The following is a 19,256-nucleotide window of genomic DNA, read 5'->3' on the forward strand; positions in this document are numbered from 1 at the left end:
GTAAAAAAATATCAGCCTATTTTACGATTGGCTTTGGCTTGACATTCCGGACAGACACCGTAGAAATAGAATTGTTGGCCGGAAAGATCATAGGAAGTGCGTTGGGCGACATCCTTTATGGCTGGAGTGAAATCAAAATCCATAATATCTTCTACCTTATTGCAAACTGTGCAGCGTATATGAGAATGTGATTTAACAACAGCATCATAACGTAGACTGTCTTCACCAACATTGATAATCTGAATGAGATTGATCTCTTTTAATATGTCGATGGTTTTGTAAATGGTAGCCAAGCTCATGGTTGGGTAATAGGGCTGTAACTTGTTGAAGATCATTTCAGCGTTAGGGTGTGCCTTGGTATTGCATAGCACATTGTATATAGCCAGACGTTGCGGTGTTACTTTAAATCCTTTTTTACGTAACAACGCAGTAACTTTTTTTGCATCCATCATGATGTCCATGCGTCCTTTCATAAATATTGAAATTCATTATTAATAAACCTATATTATGTTAATATTCTAATCAAAAGGGAATAGGATGTCAATATCTATAGATAAAATTTTATATTAGATAATAATTATCCACAAAAAAGATGAAACAAATTTGCTTTATAATAATTATATTTATTGGAAAATAATAATTAATTATATATGATAACAACAACCTTTAATAAAAAAATTGACAAATTTTTAAAAAAATGATATCCTATATATCGTTGCCAATAGAAGATGTATATTGAGAGCATTTGGAGAGTTGTCCGAGTGGTTGAAGGAGCACGCCTGGAAAGCGTGTGTGCGGGAAACTGTACCGAGGGTTCGAATCCCTCACTCTCCGCCATACTTAGAAATGTAGAGCCTGCATGCTATGCGGGCTTTTTTAGTTTATAAATTTATAGTGCCATCACTTCAACTCATGACGCCATTATATTTTTTTATTGCAGATTCTAGATGATAATGATATACTAAATCTACCGAAACTGAATAGATGTTTTTGTGCAAGGGAGCCCGCTAACAAAGCAGTAATATGTTATAGCTATTACTGTTTTGTTAGCGGGCTTTTGTTTTCGGAAAATATATGGGGAGTGAAGATTATGTTAAAGGGCAGGCTTTTGAAAACTGTTGCATTATCTGGTGCATTGATTTTTGCCATTTTGGGAACAGGCTGCGGAGCAGGAAGTTCTGATACAATTAAAATCGGCGGGGATCTTGAATTGACAGGAAATAATGCATCTTATGGCACTTCGACGGCAAATGGTGCACAGCTGGCATTTGATGAAATAAATGCTGCTGGTGGTATTGACGGCAAAAAAATTGAATTTATAAAAGCTGATAATAAATCAGAACCTGCAGAGGCTGCAAATGCAATTACGAAATTGATATCGTCTAATAAAGTATCTGTTGTCCTGGGGGCATGTACATCATCAAATACGATGGCAATAACACAGATTGCTGATGCCAGTAAGGTGCCATTGGTAAGTTCTTTTTCCACTAATCCTAAAGTGACAGTTACGGATGATGGTAAAGTAAATCCGTATATTTATCGTGTCTGCTTTATTGATCCCTTTCAGGGTACAGTAATGGGGAATTTCGCCACAAATACATTGAAAGTAAAAAAAGTAGCGGTATACATAGATAATAGTTCTGATTATTCCAAGGGGTTGGCTCATTTCTTCGAAGAAAGCTTTGTCAAGAATGGTGGCCAGATAGTTGATGAAGAAGCTTATTTGCAAAAAGATAATGATTTTAAAGCTACACTGACTAAAATTGCTGCGTCAAATCCAGATATGATTTATATTCCTGGTTATTACGAAGAAGTTGGCAAAATAATAAAGCAGGCGCGTGATCTTGGTATAACCGTGCCAATAACAGGTGGTGATGGCTGGGACAGCAGTAAATTAGTTGATATCGCAGGACCAGATGCACTAAATAATACTTATTTTACTAACCATTATTCAGTACAGAATAAGACACCGGAAACCGATAAATTCCTTAATGCTTATAAGGATAAATACGGGCAGGACCCTGATGCGGCAGCCGTCCTCGGTTATGATGCAGCTACCATGATCATTGATGCCATAAAACGGGCAGGCAGTACTGAACCGGAAAAAATTAATACGGCTTTGGCGGTCACGAAGGATTTGCAACTAGTTTCTGGTAAAATTACTATAGACGAAGAACATAATCCTGTAAAACAAGCTGTGATAATAGAATTCAAGGATGGTAAGCAGACCTTTAAACAGGCAGTAGAACCAGAATAAATAGTAGATTGAAACCTTAATAAATATATTTAGCAGGTGTATGTGAATGTTTTAGTGAAATAGATTCTCAGGGGATAACCTGGGGATTTATTTTACAATATAGCTGAAACACTGTATTGATAATCTTTATCAGTTATGATATATTATACATAGAGTTAGTGATAAAAATTCTTTGGAAAGCAATGGAACTTTATCCATTCATATAACGGAACCATAACTGTTAGATGATGATATTGAATATTATGGAAAATTTATTATAAGGGAGCTGGACGTATAATGATGTTGGATGAATTGAAGATTAAAGAAGTAATCGGTAGGGAAATTATTGATTCTCGTGGTAACCCAACTGTTGAAGCAGAAGTCGTTTTAAATGGAGGAGGCTTCGGCCGGGCAGCATCTCCTAGCGGCGCGTCCACAGGTGAGTTTGAAGCTCTGGAACTTCGTGATGGCGATAAGAACCGTTTCCTTGGTAAAGGTGTCACTAAAGCTGTACAAAATATAAATACTATTATAAATGCTGCGGTAAAAGGATTGGATGCTTCCGATGTATATGCAGTTGACAGGGCAATGTTTAAAGCTGATGGTACTCCAGGTAAATCAAAGCTTGGTGCCAATGCGGTCTTGGCAGTATCTATTGCCAGTGCTAAAGCAGCTGCATCTGCTTTACAAATTCCGTTATACCGTTTCTTTGGCGGCATATCTGGAAATAGATTACCGGTACCTATGATGAATATATTAAATGGTGGGGTACATGCTACTAATACTGTAGATATACAGGAATTTATGATCATGCCAGTTGGCGCACCTTCATTTAAGGAAGGGTTGCGTTGGTGTACAGAAGTATTCCATACCTTGCAGAAAATCTTAAAGGGTAAAGGGCTTGCTACTTCCGTAGGTGATGAAGGTGGTTTTGCACCTAATCTTTCCACGAATGAAGAAGTTTTGGACCTCATTCTTGAAGCTGTACAAGAAGCTGGTTATAAACCTAAAAAAGATTTTATGCTCGCACTTGACCCTGCTTCCAGTGAATGGAAGGGCAGCAAAAAGGGTGAATATTTCCTGCCGAAATCAGGTAGAAAATTTACGAGCGAAGAATTAATTGATTATTGGGCAGACCTTTGTGAAAAGTACCCGATAGTATCACTGGAAGATGGGCTGGATGAAGAAGACTGGGATGGTTGGCGTAAGCTTACCGAAAGACTTGGTAAAAAGGTTCAGCTTGTAGGTGATGATTTATTTGTAACGAATACACAGCGCTTAGCTAAAGGTATCCATAATGGTTGTGCGAATTCCATTTTGATTAAACTCAACCAGATCGGTTCTGTATCAGAAACGCTTGAAGCAATAAAGATGGCACAGAAAGCTGGCTATACAGCCGTTACTTCACATCGTTCTGGTGAAACAGAAGATACTACCATTGCAGATTTGGCCGTAGCACTTAATACCTGCCAGATAAAGACTGGGGCACCAAGCCGCAGCGAACGTGTAGCAAAATACAACCAGCTGTTAAGAATTGAAGAACAATTGGGTGAAAGTGCAGTTTATCCTGGTATAGCAGCATTTAACCAATGCCACGATATTTGAGTTAAACTGAATCATCGTATTGCATAAAGAAGGCTCCTTGGGTTTATCATAGAATAAACCCAAGGAGCCTTTTTGTATAGCTGAGTGTTACTGATTTTATGTTCATTTATGGGAACTTTTTTTATGGGAAAGTTTATACCAAAGCATTGGTATTATCATCATTGGCAATCCTGTATATAAAGCTGAACGAAGGTCTTTTGTAAAAACCATCACAGCAAGGCAGAGTAACTGCACAAAAATGCCAAAAAGAGTGACATAAGGAAAAAACGGAGTTTTATATTTCAAAGTGTCTACAAGATGTGCTCTTTCTAATTTCCTGCGAAAATTGTATTGGCTCCAACAAATGGATATCCACGCCATTGCGCCTGTAAAACCTGATACGGCTAGTAAATAGGTATAAGCGAGTGAACTGCTGTCATAAGTATAAAGTAAAATAATGAGCCAGCAGCCAATGATTGAAACGAGAATAGAATTTTGCGGCATACCCTGTGAATTTAAACGGCCAAGCCATTTGGGTGCCATGTTAAGTCGGGCCAGAGCCTGTAAGGCGCGTCCACTACCATAGAGCCCAGAATTGGAGCAGGAGATAGCTGCGGTCAAAACAACGAAGGCAAAACAGGAGGCTAGTTGATTTAAACCATATTCTTGTAAGGCAGCAGCGAAAGGACTTTCTGTAAGTCCCGCATGATCCCATGGCAGGATGGAGATGAGCAGCGAAACAGGAATGATATAAAGGGCAATGATGCGCCAGCTTACATTTCTAACAGCAATAGGGATGCTTTTTTCCGGATTTTTGCATTCGCCGGCAGCGAGTCCTATTATTTCAGAGCCTTGGAAATTTACAAGAATGATAACCATAGTTATCAGAATGGAATCATAACCATTAGGGGCAAAGCCGCCATGGTTCAATAAAATACTGGTTCCTATATAATGGCCACCGATAAGACCGGTACAAAGTGCAATAGCGGTGCAGCTAAATATTATTAACGCGACAATTTTTATAAGGGAAAGCCAGAATTCGCTTTCGCCAAATTTACCGACGCTGAGAAGATTGATTAACGTTATTATAAAGCCAAAAATTATTGCCCAGCCGACTTGGCCGATTTGGGGAATAAAATTATTCATAATTATTCCGGCGGCAATCATTTCAGACGGGACATAAGCAATCCAATTCAACCAATATGCCCAGCCAACACCACAGGCCCAAGTGGGGGAGATAAATTCGTTCGTATAATTGACAAATGAACCAGATATCGGCTTGGCAACAGCCAGTTCTGCCAGGCAGAGCATAACACAAAAGACAATGAGCCCGCCTAAAAGATACGCTAAAATAGCAGCCGGCCCGGCTTTTTCAAGAATATAACCTGTACCCAAAAAATAACCGCTGCCTATGATGCCGCCGAGCGATATCAATTGTAAATGCCTGTTCTTCAGGCTGCGATGCATATGGTTGTCCACTATCAATAACACGACCCTTTCGTGAAGTTAAATTCAACATATATTATTAGGCACAATTGAGATAATACTACAAAAAGAAATAATTTACCACATAAAAAATAAAAATATGAATACGTTATACAGAAATGTAAAAATTGACTTATAATATATTACAGCATTCAATAGAATGTTGCAGAAGGTGTGGATGGATAAGAACTGTTGACTGGACAACCTGTTATGACAGGAAATTTGGGGCGATGTATGTAATTATGGAGGAAAATAAAGTATTAAATGTTGATAAAATATAAAACGCTGCAAGATACGGCAGCTGCTGAATATGTGATAAATAAATCCAAGTTTATAGTAAATGCTAAAAGAACTGAAACAGAAGACGCTGCCACGGACTATATCGTTTCAATGAAAAAAAAGTATTGGGATGCTACGCATAATTGTTCAGCTTATGTACTGGGGGATAAGGCTGGACTAAAAAAAGCTGATGATGATGGAGAACCATCTGGAACGGCCGGAAGACCAATTCTGGATGGTTTAGTGAAAAATGAGCTTTCTGATTTAACTGTAGTAGTCACCCGCTATTTTGGCGGTATAAAATTGGGGGCTGGTGGGCTGATACGTGCATATGGGCATGGTGCATCGTTGGTTTTGGCAAAGGCTGTAATAGTGGAAAGACTTCCCTGCGAAAAAGTGGAATTGCAATTTGCTTATAATTTTATGGGAAATATTGAAAGTTATTTACATAAAAAGGATGTCAATATTTTACAAAAAGAATTTACGGATATGGTAAAGTTTACGGTATTGATAGATGCGGTAGTAAGTGGGCAAATAGTGGATACTGTGACGGATATTACTGCCGGCTCTTGCGCTATAAATAGTCTGGGACAAGTTTATTATGATGTTCCATTGAGTTGATTTTATAATAATTTGTGGCAAAAAAATAATGGCTATCTCCTAAAAAGAGACGGCCATTATTTATAAAAGTAACTTAGTCTTTATAAGCAGCTACAATTTCACCAAAATAAAGGGTGTGCCAATCGTTGTCACCATACCATCTATCGGTAACAGCGGCAGAAAGATTCTTCGGCAGCATATCCTGCTGATAAACTACCTTACATTCAAAATGCATTCCCGCAGAGGCTATTACAGGTGTATCCAGTTTTTGGCTCTTTTGGGCAGTTAGTGAAGCAGTCGCAAATTTATCAATATCACGGCCGGATTTTGTGCCACATATAGCCAGCGCTGCACGCATGTCATGCGTAGGCACGCTTACTGTAAATTCGTGGCTTTTTTCGAGGAATGACCATGTAAAACGAGATTTTCTCACCATTGCCATGAAAACAGGACCACCCCAAATGAAACCGATACTTCCCCAGCCGATAGTCATTGTATTTATTTTACCATCTAACTTTGTAGTCAGAAAAGCACCTTGCTTTAAAGTTTCTATCACCTGTTCAGAAACAGATAATGGATCAATTACCTTCATGCAAAAACCTCCTTTAAACATTTTGGCATTAATAGCAAAAACAGAGCTTATTTATTGGCAGTACGGAACTGTTCCATAAAGTCGGTAAGGCATTTTACACCTTCATATGGCATAGCATTATATATAGAAGCACGCAGACCGCCAACAGAGCGATGGCCTTTCACGCCGCAGAGTTTATGTTCCTTGGCTTCGGCGATAAATTTTGCTTCAAGTTCTTCTGTAGGTAAACGGAAAGTGACATTCATAAAGGAACGGCTGTCTTTTTCGGCATGTCCTTTATAAAAACCATTGCTATTGTCGATGGCGTCATACAATAAAGCGGCTTTTTTAGCATTGCGTTCAGCTAAAACAGACAGTCCGCCTTGTTTTTTCAACCAAGCGGCAACCTTGCCAACCATGTAAATACAAAAGGCAGGCGGTGTGTTATAGAGAGAATTCTTTTTACTGTATGTATTGTAGCGCAGCATTGTGGGAAGGTTTTCAGGACTATTTTCAATGAATGATTTTCTGGCAACAACAATAGTTACTCCGGCAGGACCGAGATTCTTTTGGGCACCAGCGTAAATAAAGGAAAATTTATTGAAGTCAAGAGGACGGGAAAGCATATCAGAAGACATATCAGCTATCAAAGGTATGCCGTTTGTGTCAGGAATATAATGATATTCTGTACCATAAATGGTATTGTTATAACAGATGTGCAAATAGGCGGCATTAGGATCTATTTTAAGATCACCTTGTTTGGGTACATTGCGGAAGTCATTTTCCTTACTGGAAGCGGCAACAGTACCAACACCTTGGATTTCTGCTTCTTTATAAGCTTTGCTTGCAAAACTGCCAGAAAGAACATAGTTCCCTTTTTTGCCATTGATGGCAAAATTCATTGGCACCATAGCAAATTGCAGACTAGCACCGCCTTGAATAAACAATACGTCGTAGTCATCGCCAAGTCCCATTAATTCTTTGATGTCTGCTTTAGCCTTGTTATGGACTGCATCATATTCCTTGGAACGATGGCTGATTTCCATAATGGACATACCGCTGCCACTGAAATTAAGCAATTCTGCTTGAGTTTCTTTCAAAACTTCCAAAGGAAGGGTGGCAGGACCAGGATTAAAATTATATACACGATTTGCTTCCACTATAAAACCTCCAAAATAATTGCAAATTGCGTTCTCAGAAAACTAAAAGTTAAAATTCGCGCATTTATCATTACATAATTTTACGCTAAATCAGTAATATCGTCAAGCAAAAGACAACACTGTACTATGCTGAATATATATTATATAAATATAAAGCGTACATGAGTCGCATTTTACTAAAAAAGATATTATAATAAAATATAATTGTTGCAAAAGGAGCGTATCATGAGAGAAAAAAATGAAGTAGAAAATATTACTTTACTTGGTAAGAAAAATGTAAAGTATAATTATGACTATTGTCCTGAAATTCTGGAAACATTTGTAAATAAGCATCCTGATCGGGACTACTGGGTAAAATTTAATTGCCCGGAATTTACCAGCCTGTGTCCAATAACAGGTCAGCCTGATTTTGCCACTATTTATATTTCCTATATTCCAGATAAAATAATGGTCGAAAGTAAATCCCTAAAACTTTATCTGGTAAGTTTTAGAAATCATGGTGATTTCCATGAAGATGTGGTTAATATAATCATGGATGACTTGATAAAATTGATGCAGCCTCGCTATATAGAAATATGGGGAAAGTTTTTACCACGGGGAGGCATCTCAATTGATCCATACGTCAATTATGGGCGGCCAAACACAAAATACGAAAAAATAGCACAGCAGCGTTTTGTCCAGCATGATATGGCTGGTATGGATAAAATTGATAACAGATGAAAAATGCGTCCATCCTTTCAGATAACGCATTTATTCTGTCAATATTATTTACAGTTATTTGTTTGCTATTTTATGCATAGGATAATTGCTTATTTAGGATTATATTCAATTATCGTCGTATTATTTTTACGACGTTCTTCATTGAGGTCTAAAACTGTATTATCGTCTATTCTTATGATTGGCAAAGATAAATAGTCGGCAGGATAATAGACAATGCGGCCACGGCGGCCATCATTTAAGCCCACTATTGAGCCTAAGAAAGAATTTTGGATGTTGGCTATAAAAGGAACGCATATTTGGGCGTCAAGAGAAGAAAACATGCTTTTGGCAATTAATTCAACGGCATCAAACGGTGTATGCTTGATTTCGCCCTCCCGTTCAGTGGTGATGTTGTCATAACGGTCGGCAACTGCCACAATGCGTGCATATTCATCAATATCTTTACCACTTACGCCAAAAGGTTCACCAGTGCCGTCCATCGCTTCGTGATGTTGCAGAGCGGACGCACGTACTCCCTCAGAAATCCCCGGTCTGTCAGATAGTATTTTTTGGCCGTTAATAGTATGCTGTATGTAAAGTTCATAATCGTCTGGCTTTAAGGTCTCAGGATTGCGGTTTACTATTTTTTCAGGCAGCATGGTTTTGCCGATATCATGTAGAAAACCAGCTAAAATGAGGTCGTTGATTTTATTTTCACTAAAACGCAGCCATTTGCCGATAACTCCGGATAATATTGAAACGCGCACTGAATGGTGACAGACATTGTCGCTGATATTACTTAAAGTATATAGAAAATCAATGACGCCACTTTCTTTAACAGTGGGCAGTAATGAGTTTTTTACCTTTTCACCAGTTTCTTCTATCGATATGTCTTTTTTCTTACCGAGACTTGTGAAGAGTTCATTTGCTTCTAAAACGACATCATTGTATTTTTTTACAAAGGCATTTTCCTTGTTGAACATGATCTCGACAATCTGGTAATTGCTGCTTAGTTCAAAGTCATCTTTTATGTATGCGAAAGGGGTATTTAAAAATTTTAGTCTGGTTATATGTGCCTGAGTCAGCATAGTACCCGAGGATAGGATAACGACCATCTTATCATTGATAATTGTGCGCCCCAAAATCATACCAGGCGTAAGTTTGTCAATGCTTAGCTTTTTCACATGTAGACCTCCTTGTAGATATTCCTTATTGTAGATGTATATGATATATATTCTTTAAATAACTGATAAATCCTACCTTAGAGAAAGTAAATCTTTTGCAAGTGTTAAAAATTAAAGAATGGAGGCACCAAAATGTTACAGGTGTATACGGGAAATGGCAAAGGTAAGACTACTGCAGCCATTGGTTTATCTATACGTGCAATCGGTGCAGGTATGAAAGTTTATTTCGCCCAATTTATGAAAAGTCTTGCCTACAGTGAGCAGAAAATTCTTCAAGATCTTTCACCGCGGATCACGTTAAGGACCAGCGGAAAACCATATTTTATCGCTGAAGAAGGAATGATTGATAAGGAAAAGCTCAAGGCTTGGGGAGATGATGTGGTGGTATTTCCTAAAGGTAAACCACCAGCAGCATATAAGGCTATGATTGAGGAAGGTGTTACTGAGGCAAAGCGGGCAGCAGTTTCCGGAAAATATAATGTCATAGTCCTCGATGAAATAAATGTTGCCTTGTTTTTTGGGTTAATAGGCAGAGCTCAGGTTGAGGATCTCCTAAATAGTGTCGCAACTGATACGGAAGTGGTCTGCACGGGAAGAAATGCACCCGAGTGGTTGATAGAAAGAGCCGATTTAGTGACTGAGATGAAATTGATAAAGCATTATTATGATAAAGGCGTTATGGGTAGAAAAGGAATAGAAGACTGAAAAAAGGCACCGCTGTGGATATGATCTGTATCCTTTGGAAAGAGCAATTAAAAAAAGGCTATGTATTATTAAGATGATTTCTGTATTGAACAGGAGTCATCTTTTTTTTAATTCCATTGGTATCTAAAAGTGGAACGTTTGCTTATTTTTTAATATAATAAAATTCTATTCCCCAAAGTGTTGAAAAATAAAAGTTTGGGGAATAGAATAAGGAGAGAGGTGATGGAACGTGATTCTGATTTCAATCTCTTTATTTATTACATTTTCTCCATTATACAGAGAAGTACCCTATAGAGATAGACTCTTTTTTCATTGTCTACTCTATAGGGTACTTTTTAATAATTATCCACAGTGGTACCTTTTAGATTAATGTTGCTTTTAATTCGTCAGCCAGTTTTAAATTGTTATATAAAACTGCCTCTATAGGAGTAAGCTCAGCAGTATTGGAAGCTATGGAAAAGGCCGAGATCAATTTACCGCTCGGGGCATCGTAGACAGTATAAGTTGTAGATACATAGAAACTATTTTGTACGTATTTCTGCCGTGAAATAGTTATGTCCGTATTGACTATATATTTAATGTTGCTGTCAGTAGGTGAGGCATTGGTAGAATCGCTCCAAACAGTACCATCAATATAATGGGAAATATCATCCTTTAAAACAGCATAAATATAAAAATCAATATTTTCATTGCTTTGTCCAGCTTCAAGCTGGCAAACCGGTTTCGTAAAGAGAACTTTTCCATCACTGGCAGGCGGTTCGACAGTGTCTTTGCTTTCATCGTAGTATCTGCGCAAGCTGGCATCAACATACAAAAGAATTTTGTGACTAAGTTTATCATCATAAGACGGCACTGTAGAATATTTTATTTCTTTGCCAAATTGTTGGTAGTTAGGATTGAGGAGCTGCACAAGGTTACGGACAGGATCACCCGCTAATATTATTCTTGATAAATTGATAGACGGGCCGTAGGTTTTGGCAAAGGCCTCGTTACCAACGACAGGCGCACCGAAGGTGACTACACTTATTTGGGCGGGGTCAACACCGATGCTGTTGAGCCTGGCAGCAGTGAGTACAACAACAGCACCGCCGAGACTGTGCCCTGTGATATACAAGTGCGCATGCGGATCGTTGTGCAGGATAGAAACAAGCTTTTCACCTATTGTTTGACCGTCATCACCTTTTTTAGTAAAGAAGGCCGTTTGCACATACTGGTTAAAGCCGCTGTGTACCATTGGCATTTGGGCATTGGTGGGTTGGGCAAGATAAGCGTCAAATCCTTCAGGTGTATTGCCGCCGAAAGGGACAAGCGAGATTTTCATATCACTGGAGACATCATTTAAATCGTTGGTTCCACGCACAGAAAGCAGATAAGAACTTTCACCCGGTACAAAGTTGTCATTATGCGCAATAAAAAAATTTGCGGCTGGATTTTCTACATTATCGTTAAACGAATTAAAATCCCAACCATACGAAGTCAAGGTATCACGTGCTAGTTCGCCATATTTGTCATTATAGGCTGTCATGGACATCAGTGAACAAATGTATTGGATTTTTGCGTCATAATTTGCTTGGGCATAAACAGGCAGCAGACTAAAAAAGATCAAAAGGCAAACGGAGATGGATATTCTAAAAAAATTTTTCCGCATAACTTCCCCTTAAAATAAAATTGCCAAAATGGTTTTGTATAAACCCTTAAAAATTTCTTAATTAATATTCTCAGACTATTTTACCATAAAATTAAATTTGCTGAAATATTTTAGTTGTAAGAGAGAGAAAGTAGTATTATAATAAACATGTGAACAGATAATCATATGTTTATATTGCGAGGGGGTTACTGCGTTGGACGGAAGTGAAAGAATAGAAAAGGATAGTTCCTGTCTGGTTGAGGACACATGCGGCTGTTCTTGCTGTCACAATGAAGGGGCAGAGGAAGAAGAGGATGAAGGCGTATGGTATAAAAGCAGTGAATTTTATGAGATCCTTATTGGCGCTGTCCTTTTTGCGGCAGCACAGCTAATATCCTTGTATATGCCTGCGTACCAGCTGCCTTTATTAATTATTTCTTATCTTATTTTAGGTAAAGAGGTACTTTTGAATGCTGGCCGAAATATTTTAAAGGGGCATGTATTTGATGAAAATTTCCTAATGAGTATAGCGACTCTTGGTGCTTTTGCTATTGCTGAGTATCCTGAAGCAGCGGGTGTAATGCTTTTTTTCCGAATCGGTGAATTTTTTGAAGAAAGAGCTGCCAATAAAAGCCGTAGACAAATAATAGAAGCCATTGATATGCGTCCGGAAACAGTCCTGCTGGTCAATGAACAGGATGAACCTGTTGCTATTCCTGCAAATCAGGCGGTTGTTGGCAATATTATAATAGTGCGGCCGGGAGATCGCATACCACTTGACGGGACAGTACTTGAGGGAACAAGTCAGATTGATTCTTCCCCCCTTACCGGCGAAGCTGTGCCGATCACTGTTTCGGAAAAAGAAAGTGTTTTGTCAGGATGTATAAATAAAACTGGTGTCTTAAAAATAAGGGTAGAAAAAATATTAGATGAATCAATGGTATCGAGAGTTTTGGCATCTGTACAAAGTGCCGCTGCAAATAAACCTCGCATCCAACGCTTTATTTCGCGTTTCGCAGGAGTTTATACGCCAATAGTTGTCATAGTGGCATTGCTAATAGCCGTGGTCCCCTCGTTATTCACAGGCCAGTGGCATAATTATATATATATTGCGCTTACTTTCTTAGTAATAAGTTGTCCATGTGCTTTAGTTTTAAGTGTTCCCTTGGCGTTTTTTGCAGGGATAGGTAATGCATCACGGCATGGCATTTTATTTAAGGATGGGGCGGCGATAGAAGCTTTGACACAAATCAAGGCGGCTGCATTGGATAAGACAGGAACGATAACACATGGTGTTTTTGATGTACAGAAAATTAAAACCCATAATGGATTTACGGAAAATATAATACTGCAACTTTGCGCAGCCGTGGAAAATGCGTCTACACATCCGTTGGCAGTAAGTATAGTAAGACAAGCGAAAGAAAAAACGCTGAAAATTTTACCGGCAGTTGATGTAGAGGAAGTTCCAGGTAAAGGTGTTAAAGCGTATGTTGAAAATAAAAAAGTACTCTGTGGTAATGCTGTTTTTATGCAGGACTATGATATTCAAATAAATGATGCGGCAGAAAAGACGGCAGTATATTTAGCTGTTGATAATAAATATGCAGGTTGTATCATACTAGGAGATCAGATAAAAGATGATGCAGTCAGTGCTATTGCCGGTTTGAAAAAGCAAGGCATCAGCGTAGCTATGCTTACGGGTGATTCCAGTGAAGGCGCCGCAGCAGTAGCTGATAAAACAGGAATAGATATGGTTCACGCAAAACTTTTACCGGATGAAAAACTTAGCACCATGCAAAAAATACGTGCGGAAAAAGGAAAAATACTATTTGTCGGAGACGGCATTAACGATGCACCTGTTTTAGCCAATGCAGACGTCGGTGCTGCTATGGGCTCTGGGGCTGATGCGGCGATAGAAGCTGCTGACGTCGTTTTCATGACATCTCGTGTAGATGCCATCCCCTATGCACTGCGCTTAGCTAAGACAACACGTGCTATCGCGGTTCAAAATGTCGTGTTTGCCTTAACTATAAAAATATTGATAATGATAGGCAGCTTTTTAGGCTATGCTTCTTTGTGGAGTGCTGTTTTTGCGGATACAGGCGTTGCCATTATCTGTGTTTTGAATGCTGTACGCATTTTATATAGTGACCATACTACGTGATTTTTATAAAATTTATTTTGTGGAAAAAGAGATGGGATAAATATTTTATCAGCCTATCTCTTTTTTTGCGTTAAAAAAATACAGATTAGATTGCGTTTAAATTGGAATATATAGCATAATGTAGCAATTTTATTTGTAATTTTTAATGAAGGTTTTTTCTGTGCAATTTCATTGACAACTAGAAAATAAGTGTTATATTATATTGTTATGGGCGGTAATGATAATTATTCTCCTTATCATTACTACTACAATTCTAAAGATGCTGACTTAACTGATAATATTTTTGCGGGCAGTCACTCCTGGCGATTGTTTGTTAATCTTCATTGAACATAGTAATTATGAGAAAGGAGGTTAACCCAATGTCTGTAGCGGAGACCTGTTATATTGAGTCTAAATGCGGGATGGGTACCTTCCTACGCGTTATGAGTTTTACAAAAGAAAATGAGCATTCGTTTACCCCTATATGGGAAGTTTTTGAAAATGTCGAACGGCTTTGCAGCCGTTTCAGCAGTGATAGCCAGCTTTCCTTGATCAATAAAATGGCTGGACAAGAACGAGTGCAGGTTGATGAAAAGCTGGCAAAGATTTTGCTTGCGGCGCAGCGGATATCAGCTTTTACTGATGGAGCTTTTGATGCTACAGTAGGGGCTGTCACCTCTTTGTGGTCGATGAAACCGCATGATGTCAAGATACCAACAGAAATAGAACAAAAGGCGGCAGAGTCTTTGGTCAATTACCGGTGGTTTGATATTAAAGGGCGAGATGCTTTCTTGGCAAAAGAAAAGATGAAACTTGATCTTGGCGGTATTGCTAAAGAATTTGCGCTCCATGAAGCGGCAGAAACGGCAACAAAAATAGGTGTTGGCTCCGCCATAATAGACGCAGGTGGTGATGTGTGCACTATTGGCGCTAAACCGAACAATAGGCCATGGCGCATTGGCATCCAACATCCAAGACGTGCCAAGACTTTGTTGGCAAGTGTAGTCTTGCAAAATTGGGACACAGTGGAAACATCAGGTGACTATCAACGCTTTATAAAAGATGGTGACAAGGTGTACAGCCATATTTTCTCTGTCAGACAGGCAGATGTGTCTGAGAAATTGATCAGTGCAACTTTGATTTACCGGCGGCAGCATGAGCTTTTACCAATAAATGGCGCAGCTTTTATTGCCAGCGGTCTTGCGAAAAGCAAAGCTTTTTTAGAGATGCTCCCCAATGTTGAGGCAATATTGGTTACAGATGCAATGCAGGTATTTATAACAGAAGGACTGAGAGGATATATTCACATCCTGCCGCATCAGATGAGGCATCAAACTTTTATTTTTAACAGGAGGGCATGTTGATTTGAGTAGTGTAGAACTTTTTAGCAAGGGCGGTCCTGTAATGTATGTGTTATTGCTGTGCTCGTTATGTGTGGCAGCAATAGCAATCGACCGATTTATTTTTTATCGACGGGCGCAAAAAGGAATAAGCCCTTTTTTAGAGTCACTGCCGGAAATAACGAAAAAACCGTTGGATAATGCTGTGGAAACATGTGAAAAGGAAACAAACGCAGCAGGTTTTATTGCTACGACGGGCTTGAAAGCAGCTGAAGAAAGTACCGATGTGAAACTTGCACTCGATACTGCTTATGCTTCTGCTGCTATGCAGTTGCGGGCAAGATTAAATTATCTTTCGATGATTGTTACGTTATCACCTCTTTTGGGGTTGTTGGGAACAATCTCCGGTATGATCCAGTCATTTAGTATTTTCAGCTTGCAGGCAGGACAACCGCTGGCTATCACCGGTGGCATAGGCGAAGCACTAATCGCTACAGCTACAGGTTTATGTGTAGCTATTTTTGCACTTTTAGTACATACGTATTTTGCCCAGCAGCTGGATAAGATACTTAATGATCTGGACCGTGCGGCATCTATTGTACTGTCTTCTGTTTATAAAGGAAATGAGGGACAAGCAGATGCGACGTGATTTTCGTATTACAGAGGAACCGAAAGTTGTTATAATTCCAATGATTGACATAATGCTTTTCTTATTGGTCTTTTTTATGATAAGTACAATTTATATGGTTCAACTCAATACGATGACAGTTAATTTACCAGCAGCTGCCGCAGCACAAAGAGAAACAAAACCTAATCTAGTATCAATAACTGTGACCGATAAGGGTGACGTAGTATATGATAAAGACCAAACCCCTGTGGATAATCTGGCACAGAGAGTACAGCAATCATTGACGGAGGATACAGATACGGTATTTGTCCTGCGTGGAGATAGAAACGCTGCTTATGAAGGTATTGCTTCCGTATTAGACGTATTGAAGCAGTCAGGAGCGCGTCATGTATCCATTGCAACTGAAATCAAGGGGAGGTAACAGCTTTGCAATATCCTACTCATTGGCGGATGGCATTTTTGCTGGCACTTTTCTTTCATTTGGGTGTTTGGCTGGCAGGTAGTTTCATCTTGCCGCATTTACATGCGGAAGCACTACCGCCTGAAGAAACGCAGGCTCTTGAATGGGATACTGTCGATGAAGATGATGAACCGCCTGGACCGATAGAGGAAGAAAAAGAACCAACCCCTTCCGTACCACAAGAACAGAATGCTGCACCGGCAGCAACATCTGAACAGGAAACCCCAGAAGAAGATACAACACCTATAATAGCTGAAGAAGACGAACCTGCTACGGCAGAGCTCATCAAAGAAGCGGCGGGTGATCCTTCTAAAAGCGATAAGATAGTGATTGTCAGTAAAGCAATTAGTGGCGGCGGTGGTGGACAATCAGTACAGATGGGACAGCCCCCTATATTGATAGATGATTTTTATCCACCGGTTAACATTGTGAGTTTTAAAGGCCGTGTCAGTGTTTATGCCACGATTGACAAGACTGGCAAAATCGTGAAAACGAGGATAGCAGTAACTTCCGGCAGCCCCAGTGTGGATCAGATTGCAATGGATTCCGCACGCCGGTGGACATTTAAACCGGCACTGGACCAAAACGGCATGCCGATGGAATGCACGAAGATCATTTCGATTCCATTTAATATGCCCGTGCGGAAATAATTTTTTTTTGCAATCTTAATGATAATAATAATAATAATCAATACTGAAAGGACATGCATAAATGAAAAAAGTCATTATGCTCCTGGCGATGCTGATAGTTTTTTCTGTGGTATTACCGGCACAGGCTGCGCCGAAATGGGAGCAGGTCGGTCAGCATATTACACAGGCTATGGGAGCGGCTCTTGATATTTACAATTCTGGTGACAATGAGGGAGCAAAGAATGCTGTCAATGATATCTACTACGGCATTTATGAAAAAGATGGTTTGGAAACGGCTATTCGTAACACCGTAGCAGCTAAAAATGCCAATTTGACAGAATATCAGTTCAGTAAATTAAAGAAACTTATGACACAGGGGGCTGACAGTGCCCAAGTAAAAGAAGCAGCAGATACTTTGCTCAAAATGATTGATGGTGACGTACAGAGCCTTCAAGGTTCACATGCCGCGCAAGGCGGTTGGGCTTCTTTTTGGCCAGCTTTTATAATCCTTTTACGTGAAGGTATTGAAGCCATTTTGGTTTTAGCAGCTATTATAGCTTATCTTTGTAAATCGGGCAATGAAAAGTATTTGAGCTATGTTTATAACTATTCAATAGCAGCAATCATTGCCAGTTTCATTACAGCATATATTTTCAATTCGATTGCCCAGGAGTTCGGCGCTGGTGCCAATCAGGAAATAGTAGAAGGTGTTACTGTCCTGATTGCTGTGGTGGTTTTGCTTTCTGTCAGCCTTTGGATGGGTGGTAAGTCCAATGCCAAGGTGTGGGAAGCATATATACAGAAAATGGTAAAGACTTCCATGTCAACAGGCCGTGCGAGAACTCTTGGATTTGCGGCATTTCTGGCCGTGTATCGTGAAGGTGCTGAAGTAGTGCTCTTTTATCAAGCTTTGTTCAACAATGCCGCTGGTGATGTTGAAATGATATGGCTTGGTTTTGCAGCGGCTTGTGTGGCGTTGGCCATAATATTCACACTGATTCGTGTAGGTGCGCTGCGCATACCTTTACGTCCGTTCTTTATTGGTACAAGTATTTTTATGTATATATTAGCCGTAAGCTTTGCCGGCAGCGGCATCGAAGAATTACAGGAAGGAGGTCTCATCAGTATTACGCCTATTGAAGGGATTCCTATGCCAAATATAGACATATTAGGTATATATCCAACATATGAAACAATGGCGATACAGGTGATTCTAGTGATTGCTGCGATTGTGGGCATTGTTTATTATAAAAAGAAGGATTCATCGCAACCAACATAATGTTATTTTAAGAGGAGTGTATTTATGAAAAAGTTTAGGTCGTTGTTCGCAGTTTTTGCTGCAATGGTATCATTATTTGCTTTTGTCGGTGCTGCATCTGCTGCAGGCTTTCAGGAATATCCGATCGGAGACGAACAAGAAGCAGCTAATGAACATTTTAAAGTCGCACTTGTTTACTTCCAGCCTATCGAAATGGAACCTAAGGGAATGATGCTCGAACCAGATAAAGCTGACATTCATATGGAAACAGACATTCATGCTACTGAAGGTAATAACACAGGCTTTGGTGTTGGTGAATGGATCCCTTATCTTACCGTTCATTATAAACTTACAAAACAGGAAACTGGTGAATCAATTGAAGGCGTATTCATGCCGATGAACGCTGACGATGGCCCTCATTACGGAGCTAATGTAAAAATGCTGGGTGCTGGTACCTATGATTGCGAATTTACGATCGACAGCCCGCTGCGTATGAACTATGGACTCCATGTAGATAAAGATACTGGTGTTGAAGGACGTTTCTGGGAAACACCGGTTGTTATGCATTGGACATTCAACTACGTTCCCAGAAATTGGTAAGAAATACAACTGAAATATTCCTGTCCGACATTAAGCCGTTGGTGTGGCTTAGGCCGGACAGGGCTTTT

General features: G+C 39.5%; 18 protein-coding genes and 1 tRNA gene. 13 read left to right on the forward strand and 6 right to left on the reverse strand.

From position 1 onward, the window contains the following. Positions 1–11: 11 nt before the first annotated feature. Positions 12–452 carry a transcriptional regulator PerR gene (perR, locus tag EDC37_RS01295; protein ID WP_132547448.1) on the reverse strand — a complete coding sequence of 147 codons (441 nt, stop codon included), beginning with the start codon at positions 450–452 and terminating at the stop codon, positions 12–14. Positions 453–747: 295 nt separating this feature from the next. Between perR and EDC37_RS01300 the strand changes: the two genes are divergently transcribed. From EDC37_RS01300 to eno, 3 genes are all read left to right on the forward strand, one after another. Further along, positions 748–837 (forward strand) — tRNA-Ser (locus EDC37_RS01300). Between the two features lie 253 nt (positions 838–1,090). Continuing rightward, the gene (locus tag EDC37_RS01305) at positions 1,091–2,257 is read left to right on the forward strand and encodes an ABC transporter substrate-binding protein (RefSeq protein ID WP_132547140.1); all 1,167 of its coding nucleotides are present in this window, start codon (positions 1,091–1,093) and stop codon (positions 2,255–2,257) included. Between the two features lie 279 nt (positions 2,258–2,536). After that, positions 2,537–3,841 (forward strand): phosphopyruvate hydratase, encoded by a 1,305-nt coding sequence (eno, locus tag EDC37_RS01310; RefSeq protein WP_196589980.1) that lies wholly within the window; start codon positions 2,537–2,539, stop codon positions 3,839–3,841. Between the two features lie 102 nt (positions 3,842–3,943). On the opposite strand, the gene EDC37_RS01315 is transcribed toward eno, so the two are convergent. Continuing rightward, positions 3,944–5,287: an amino acid permease gene (locus EDC37_RS01315; RefSeq protein WP_132547450.1), complete on the reverse strand. Its 1,344-nt coding sequence runs from the start codon at positions 5,285–5,287 to the stop codon at positions 3,944–3,946. A 282-nt stretch (positions 5,288–5,569) separates the two neighbouring features. Between EDC37_RS01315 and EDC37_RS01320 the strand changes: the two genes are divergently transcribed. Further along, a complete protein-coding gene (locus tag EDC37_RS01320; protein ID WP_132547144.1) occupies positions 5,570–6,205 on the forward strand; it encodes a YigZ family protein in 636 nt (211 codons plus the stop codon). Positions 6,206–6,278: 73 nt separating this feature from the next. Here the strand turns inward: EDC37_RS01320 and EDC37_RS01325 are convergent, their stop codons facing one another. Together EDC37_RS01325 and serC are read right to left on the reverse strand one after the other, a co-directional pair. After that, positions 6,279–6,776, reverse strand: coding sequence for a flavin reductase family protein (locus tag EDC37_RS01325; RefSeq protein WP_132547146.1), 498 nt, complete (start codon positions 6,774–6,776; stop codon positions 6,279–6,281). 47 nt (positions 6,777–6,823) lie between these two features. After that, positions 6,824–7,915 carry a 3-phosphoserine/phosphohydroxythreonine transaminase gene (serC, locus tag EDC37_RS01330; RefSeq protein WP_132547148.1) on the reverse strand — a complete coding sequence of 364 codons (1,092 nt, stop codon included), beginning with the start codon at positions 7,913–7,915 and terminating at the stop codon, positions 6,824–6,826. A gap of 225 nt (positions 7,916–8,140) precedes the next feature. Between serC and queF the strand changes: the two genes are divergently transcribed. Continuing rightward, complete coding sequence (queF, locus tag EDC37_RS01335) at positions 8,141–8,635, forward strand: preQ(1) synthase (protein WP_132547150.1); 495 nt, start codon at positions 8,141–8,143, stop codon at positions 8,633–8,635. An 89-nt stretch (positions 8,636–8,724) separates the two neighbouring features. On the opposite strand, the gene EDC37_RS01340 is transcribed toward queF, so the two are convergent. After that, positions 8,725–9,798 (reverse strand): HD-GYP domain-containing protein, encoded by a 1,074-nt coding sequence (locus tag EDC37_RS01340; RefSeq protein WP_243642151.1) that lies wholly within the window; start codon positions 9,796–9,798, stop codon positions 8,725–8,727. A gap of 132 nt (positions 9,799–9,930) precedes the next feature. Between EDC37_RS01340 and EDC37_RS01345 the strand changes: the two genes are divergently transcribed. After that, the gene (locus EDC37_RS01345) at positions 9,931–10,503 is read left to right on the forward strand and encodes a cob(I)yrinic acid a,c-diamide adenosyltransferase (protein ID WP_132547152.1); all 573 of its coding nucleotides are present in this window, start codon (positions 9,931–9,933) and stop codon (positions 10,501–10,503) included. A gap of 361 nt (positions 10,504–10,864) precedes the next feature. Here EDC37_RS01345 and EDC37_RS01350 read toward each other — a convergent pair whose 3' ends face one another. Next, on the reverse strand, positions 10,865–12,151 hold the full coding sequence (locus tag EDC37_RS01350; RefSeq protein WP_132547154.1) for a lipase family protein: 1,287 nt from the start codon (positions 12,149–12,151) through the stop codon (positions 10,865–10,867). Positions 12,152–12,344: 193 nt separating this feature from the next. Here EDC37_RS01350 and EDC37_RS01355 point away from each other — a divergent pair, with 193 nt between their 5' ends. The 7 genes from EDC37_RS01355 to EDC37_RS01385 all read left to right on the forward strand — a co-directional run bounded on the left by EDC37_RS01355 (position 12,345) and on the right by EDC37_RS01385 (position 19,188). Continuing rightward, positions 12,345–14,294, forward strand: coding sequence for a heavy metal translocating P-type ATPase (locus tag EDC37_RS01355; RefSeq protein WP_132547156.1), 1,950 nt, complete (start codon positions 12,345–12,347; stop codon positions 14,292–14,294). 359 nt (positions 14,295–14,653) lie between these two features. Further along, positions 14,654–15,637, forward strand: coding sequence for an FAD:protein FMN transferase (locus EDC37_RS01360; protein ID WP_165874433.1), 984 nt, complete (start codon positions 14,654–14,656; stop codon positions 15,635–15,637). Between the two features lie 40 nt (positions 15,638–15,677). Further along, positions 15,678–16,262, forward strand: coding sequence for a MotA/TolQ/ExbB proton channel family protein (locus EDC37_RS01365; RefSeq protein WP_132547454.1), 585 nt, complete (start codon positions 15,678–15,680; stop codon positions 16,260–16,262). Beyond that, positions 16,252–16,662, forward strand: coding sequence for an ExbD/TolR family protein (locus tag EDC37_RS01370; RefSeq protein WP_132547160.1), 411 nt, complete (start codon positions 16,252–16,254; stop codon positions 16,660–16,662). The genes EDC37_RS01365 and EDC37_RS01370 overlap by 11 nt, the downstream gene beginning before the upstream one ends. A 5-nt stretch (positions 16,663–16,667) precedes the next feature. Next, complete coding sequence (locus tag EDC37_RS01375) at positions 16,668–17,351, forward strand: energy transducer TonB (RefSeq protein ID WP_132547162.1); 684 nt, start codon at positions 16,668–16,670, stop codon at positions 17,349–17,351. Between the two features lie 61 nt (positions 17,352–17,412). Further along, the gene (locus EDC37_RS01380; RefSeq protein WP_132547164.1) at positions 17,413–18,609 is read left to right on the forward strand and encodes an FTR1 family iron permease; all 1,197 of its coding nucleotides are present in this window, start codon (positions 17,413–17,415) and stop codon (positions 18,607–18,609) included. A 24-nt stretch (positions 18,610–18,633) separates the two neighbouring features. Next, positions 18,634–19,188 carry an iron transporter gene (locus EDC37_RS01385; protein WP_132547166.1) on the forward strand — a complete coding sequence of 185 codons (555 nt, stop codon included), beginning with the start codon at positions 18,634–18,636 and terminating at the stop codon, positions 19,186–19,188. Positions 19,189–19,256 lie beyond the last annotated feature (68 nt).

The sequence above is a fragment of the Pectinatus cerevisiiphilus genome, from assembly GCF_004341685.1.
Classification (GTDB): Bacteria; Bacillota; Negativicutes; order Selenomonadales; family Selenomonadaceae; genus Pectinatus; species Pectinatus cerevisiiphilus.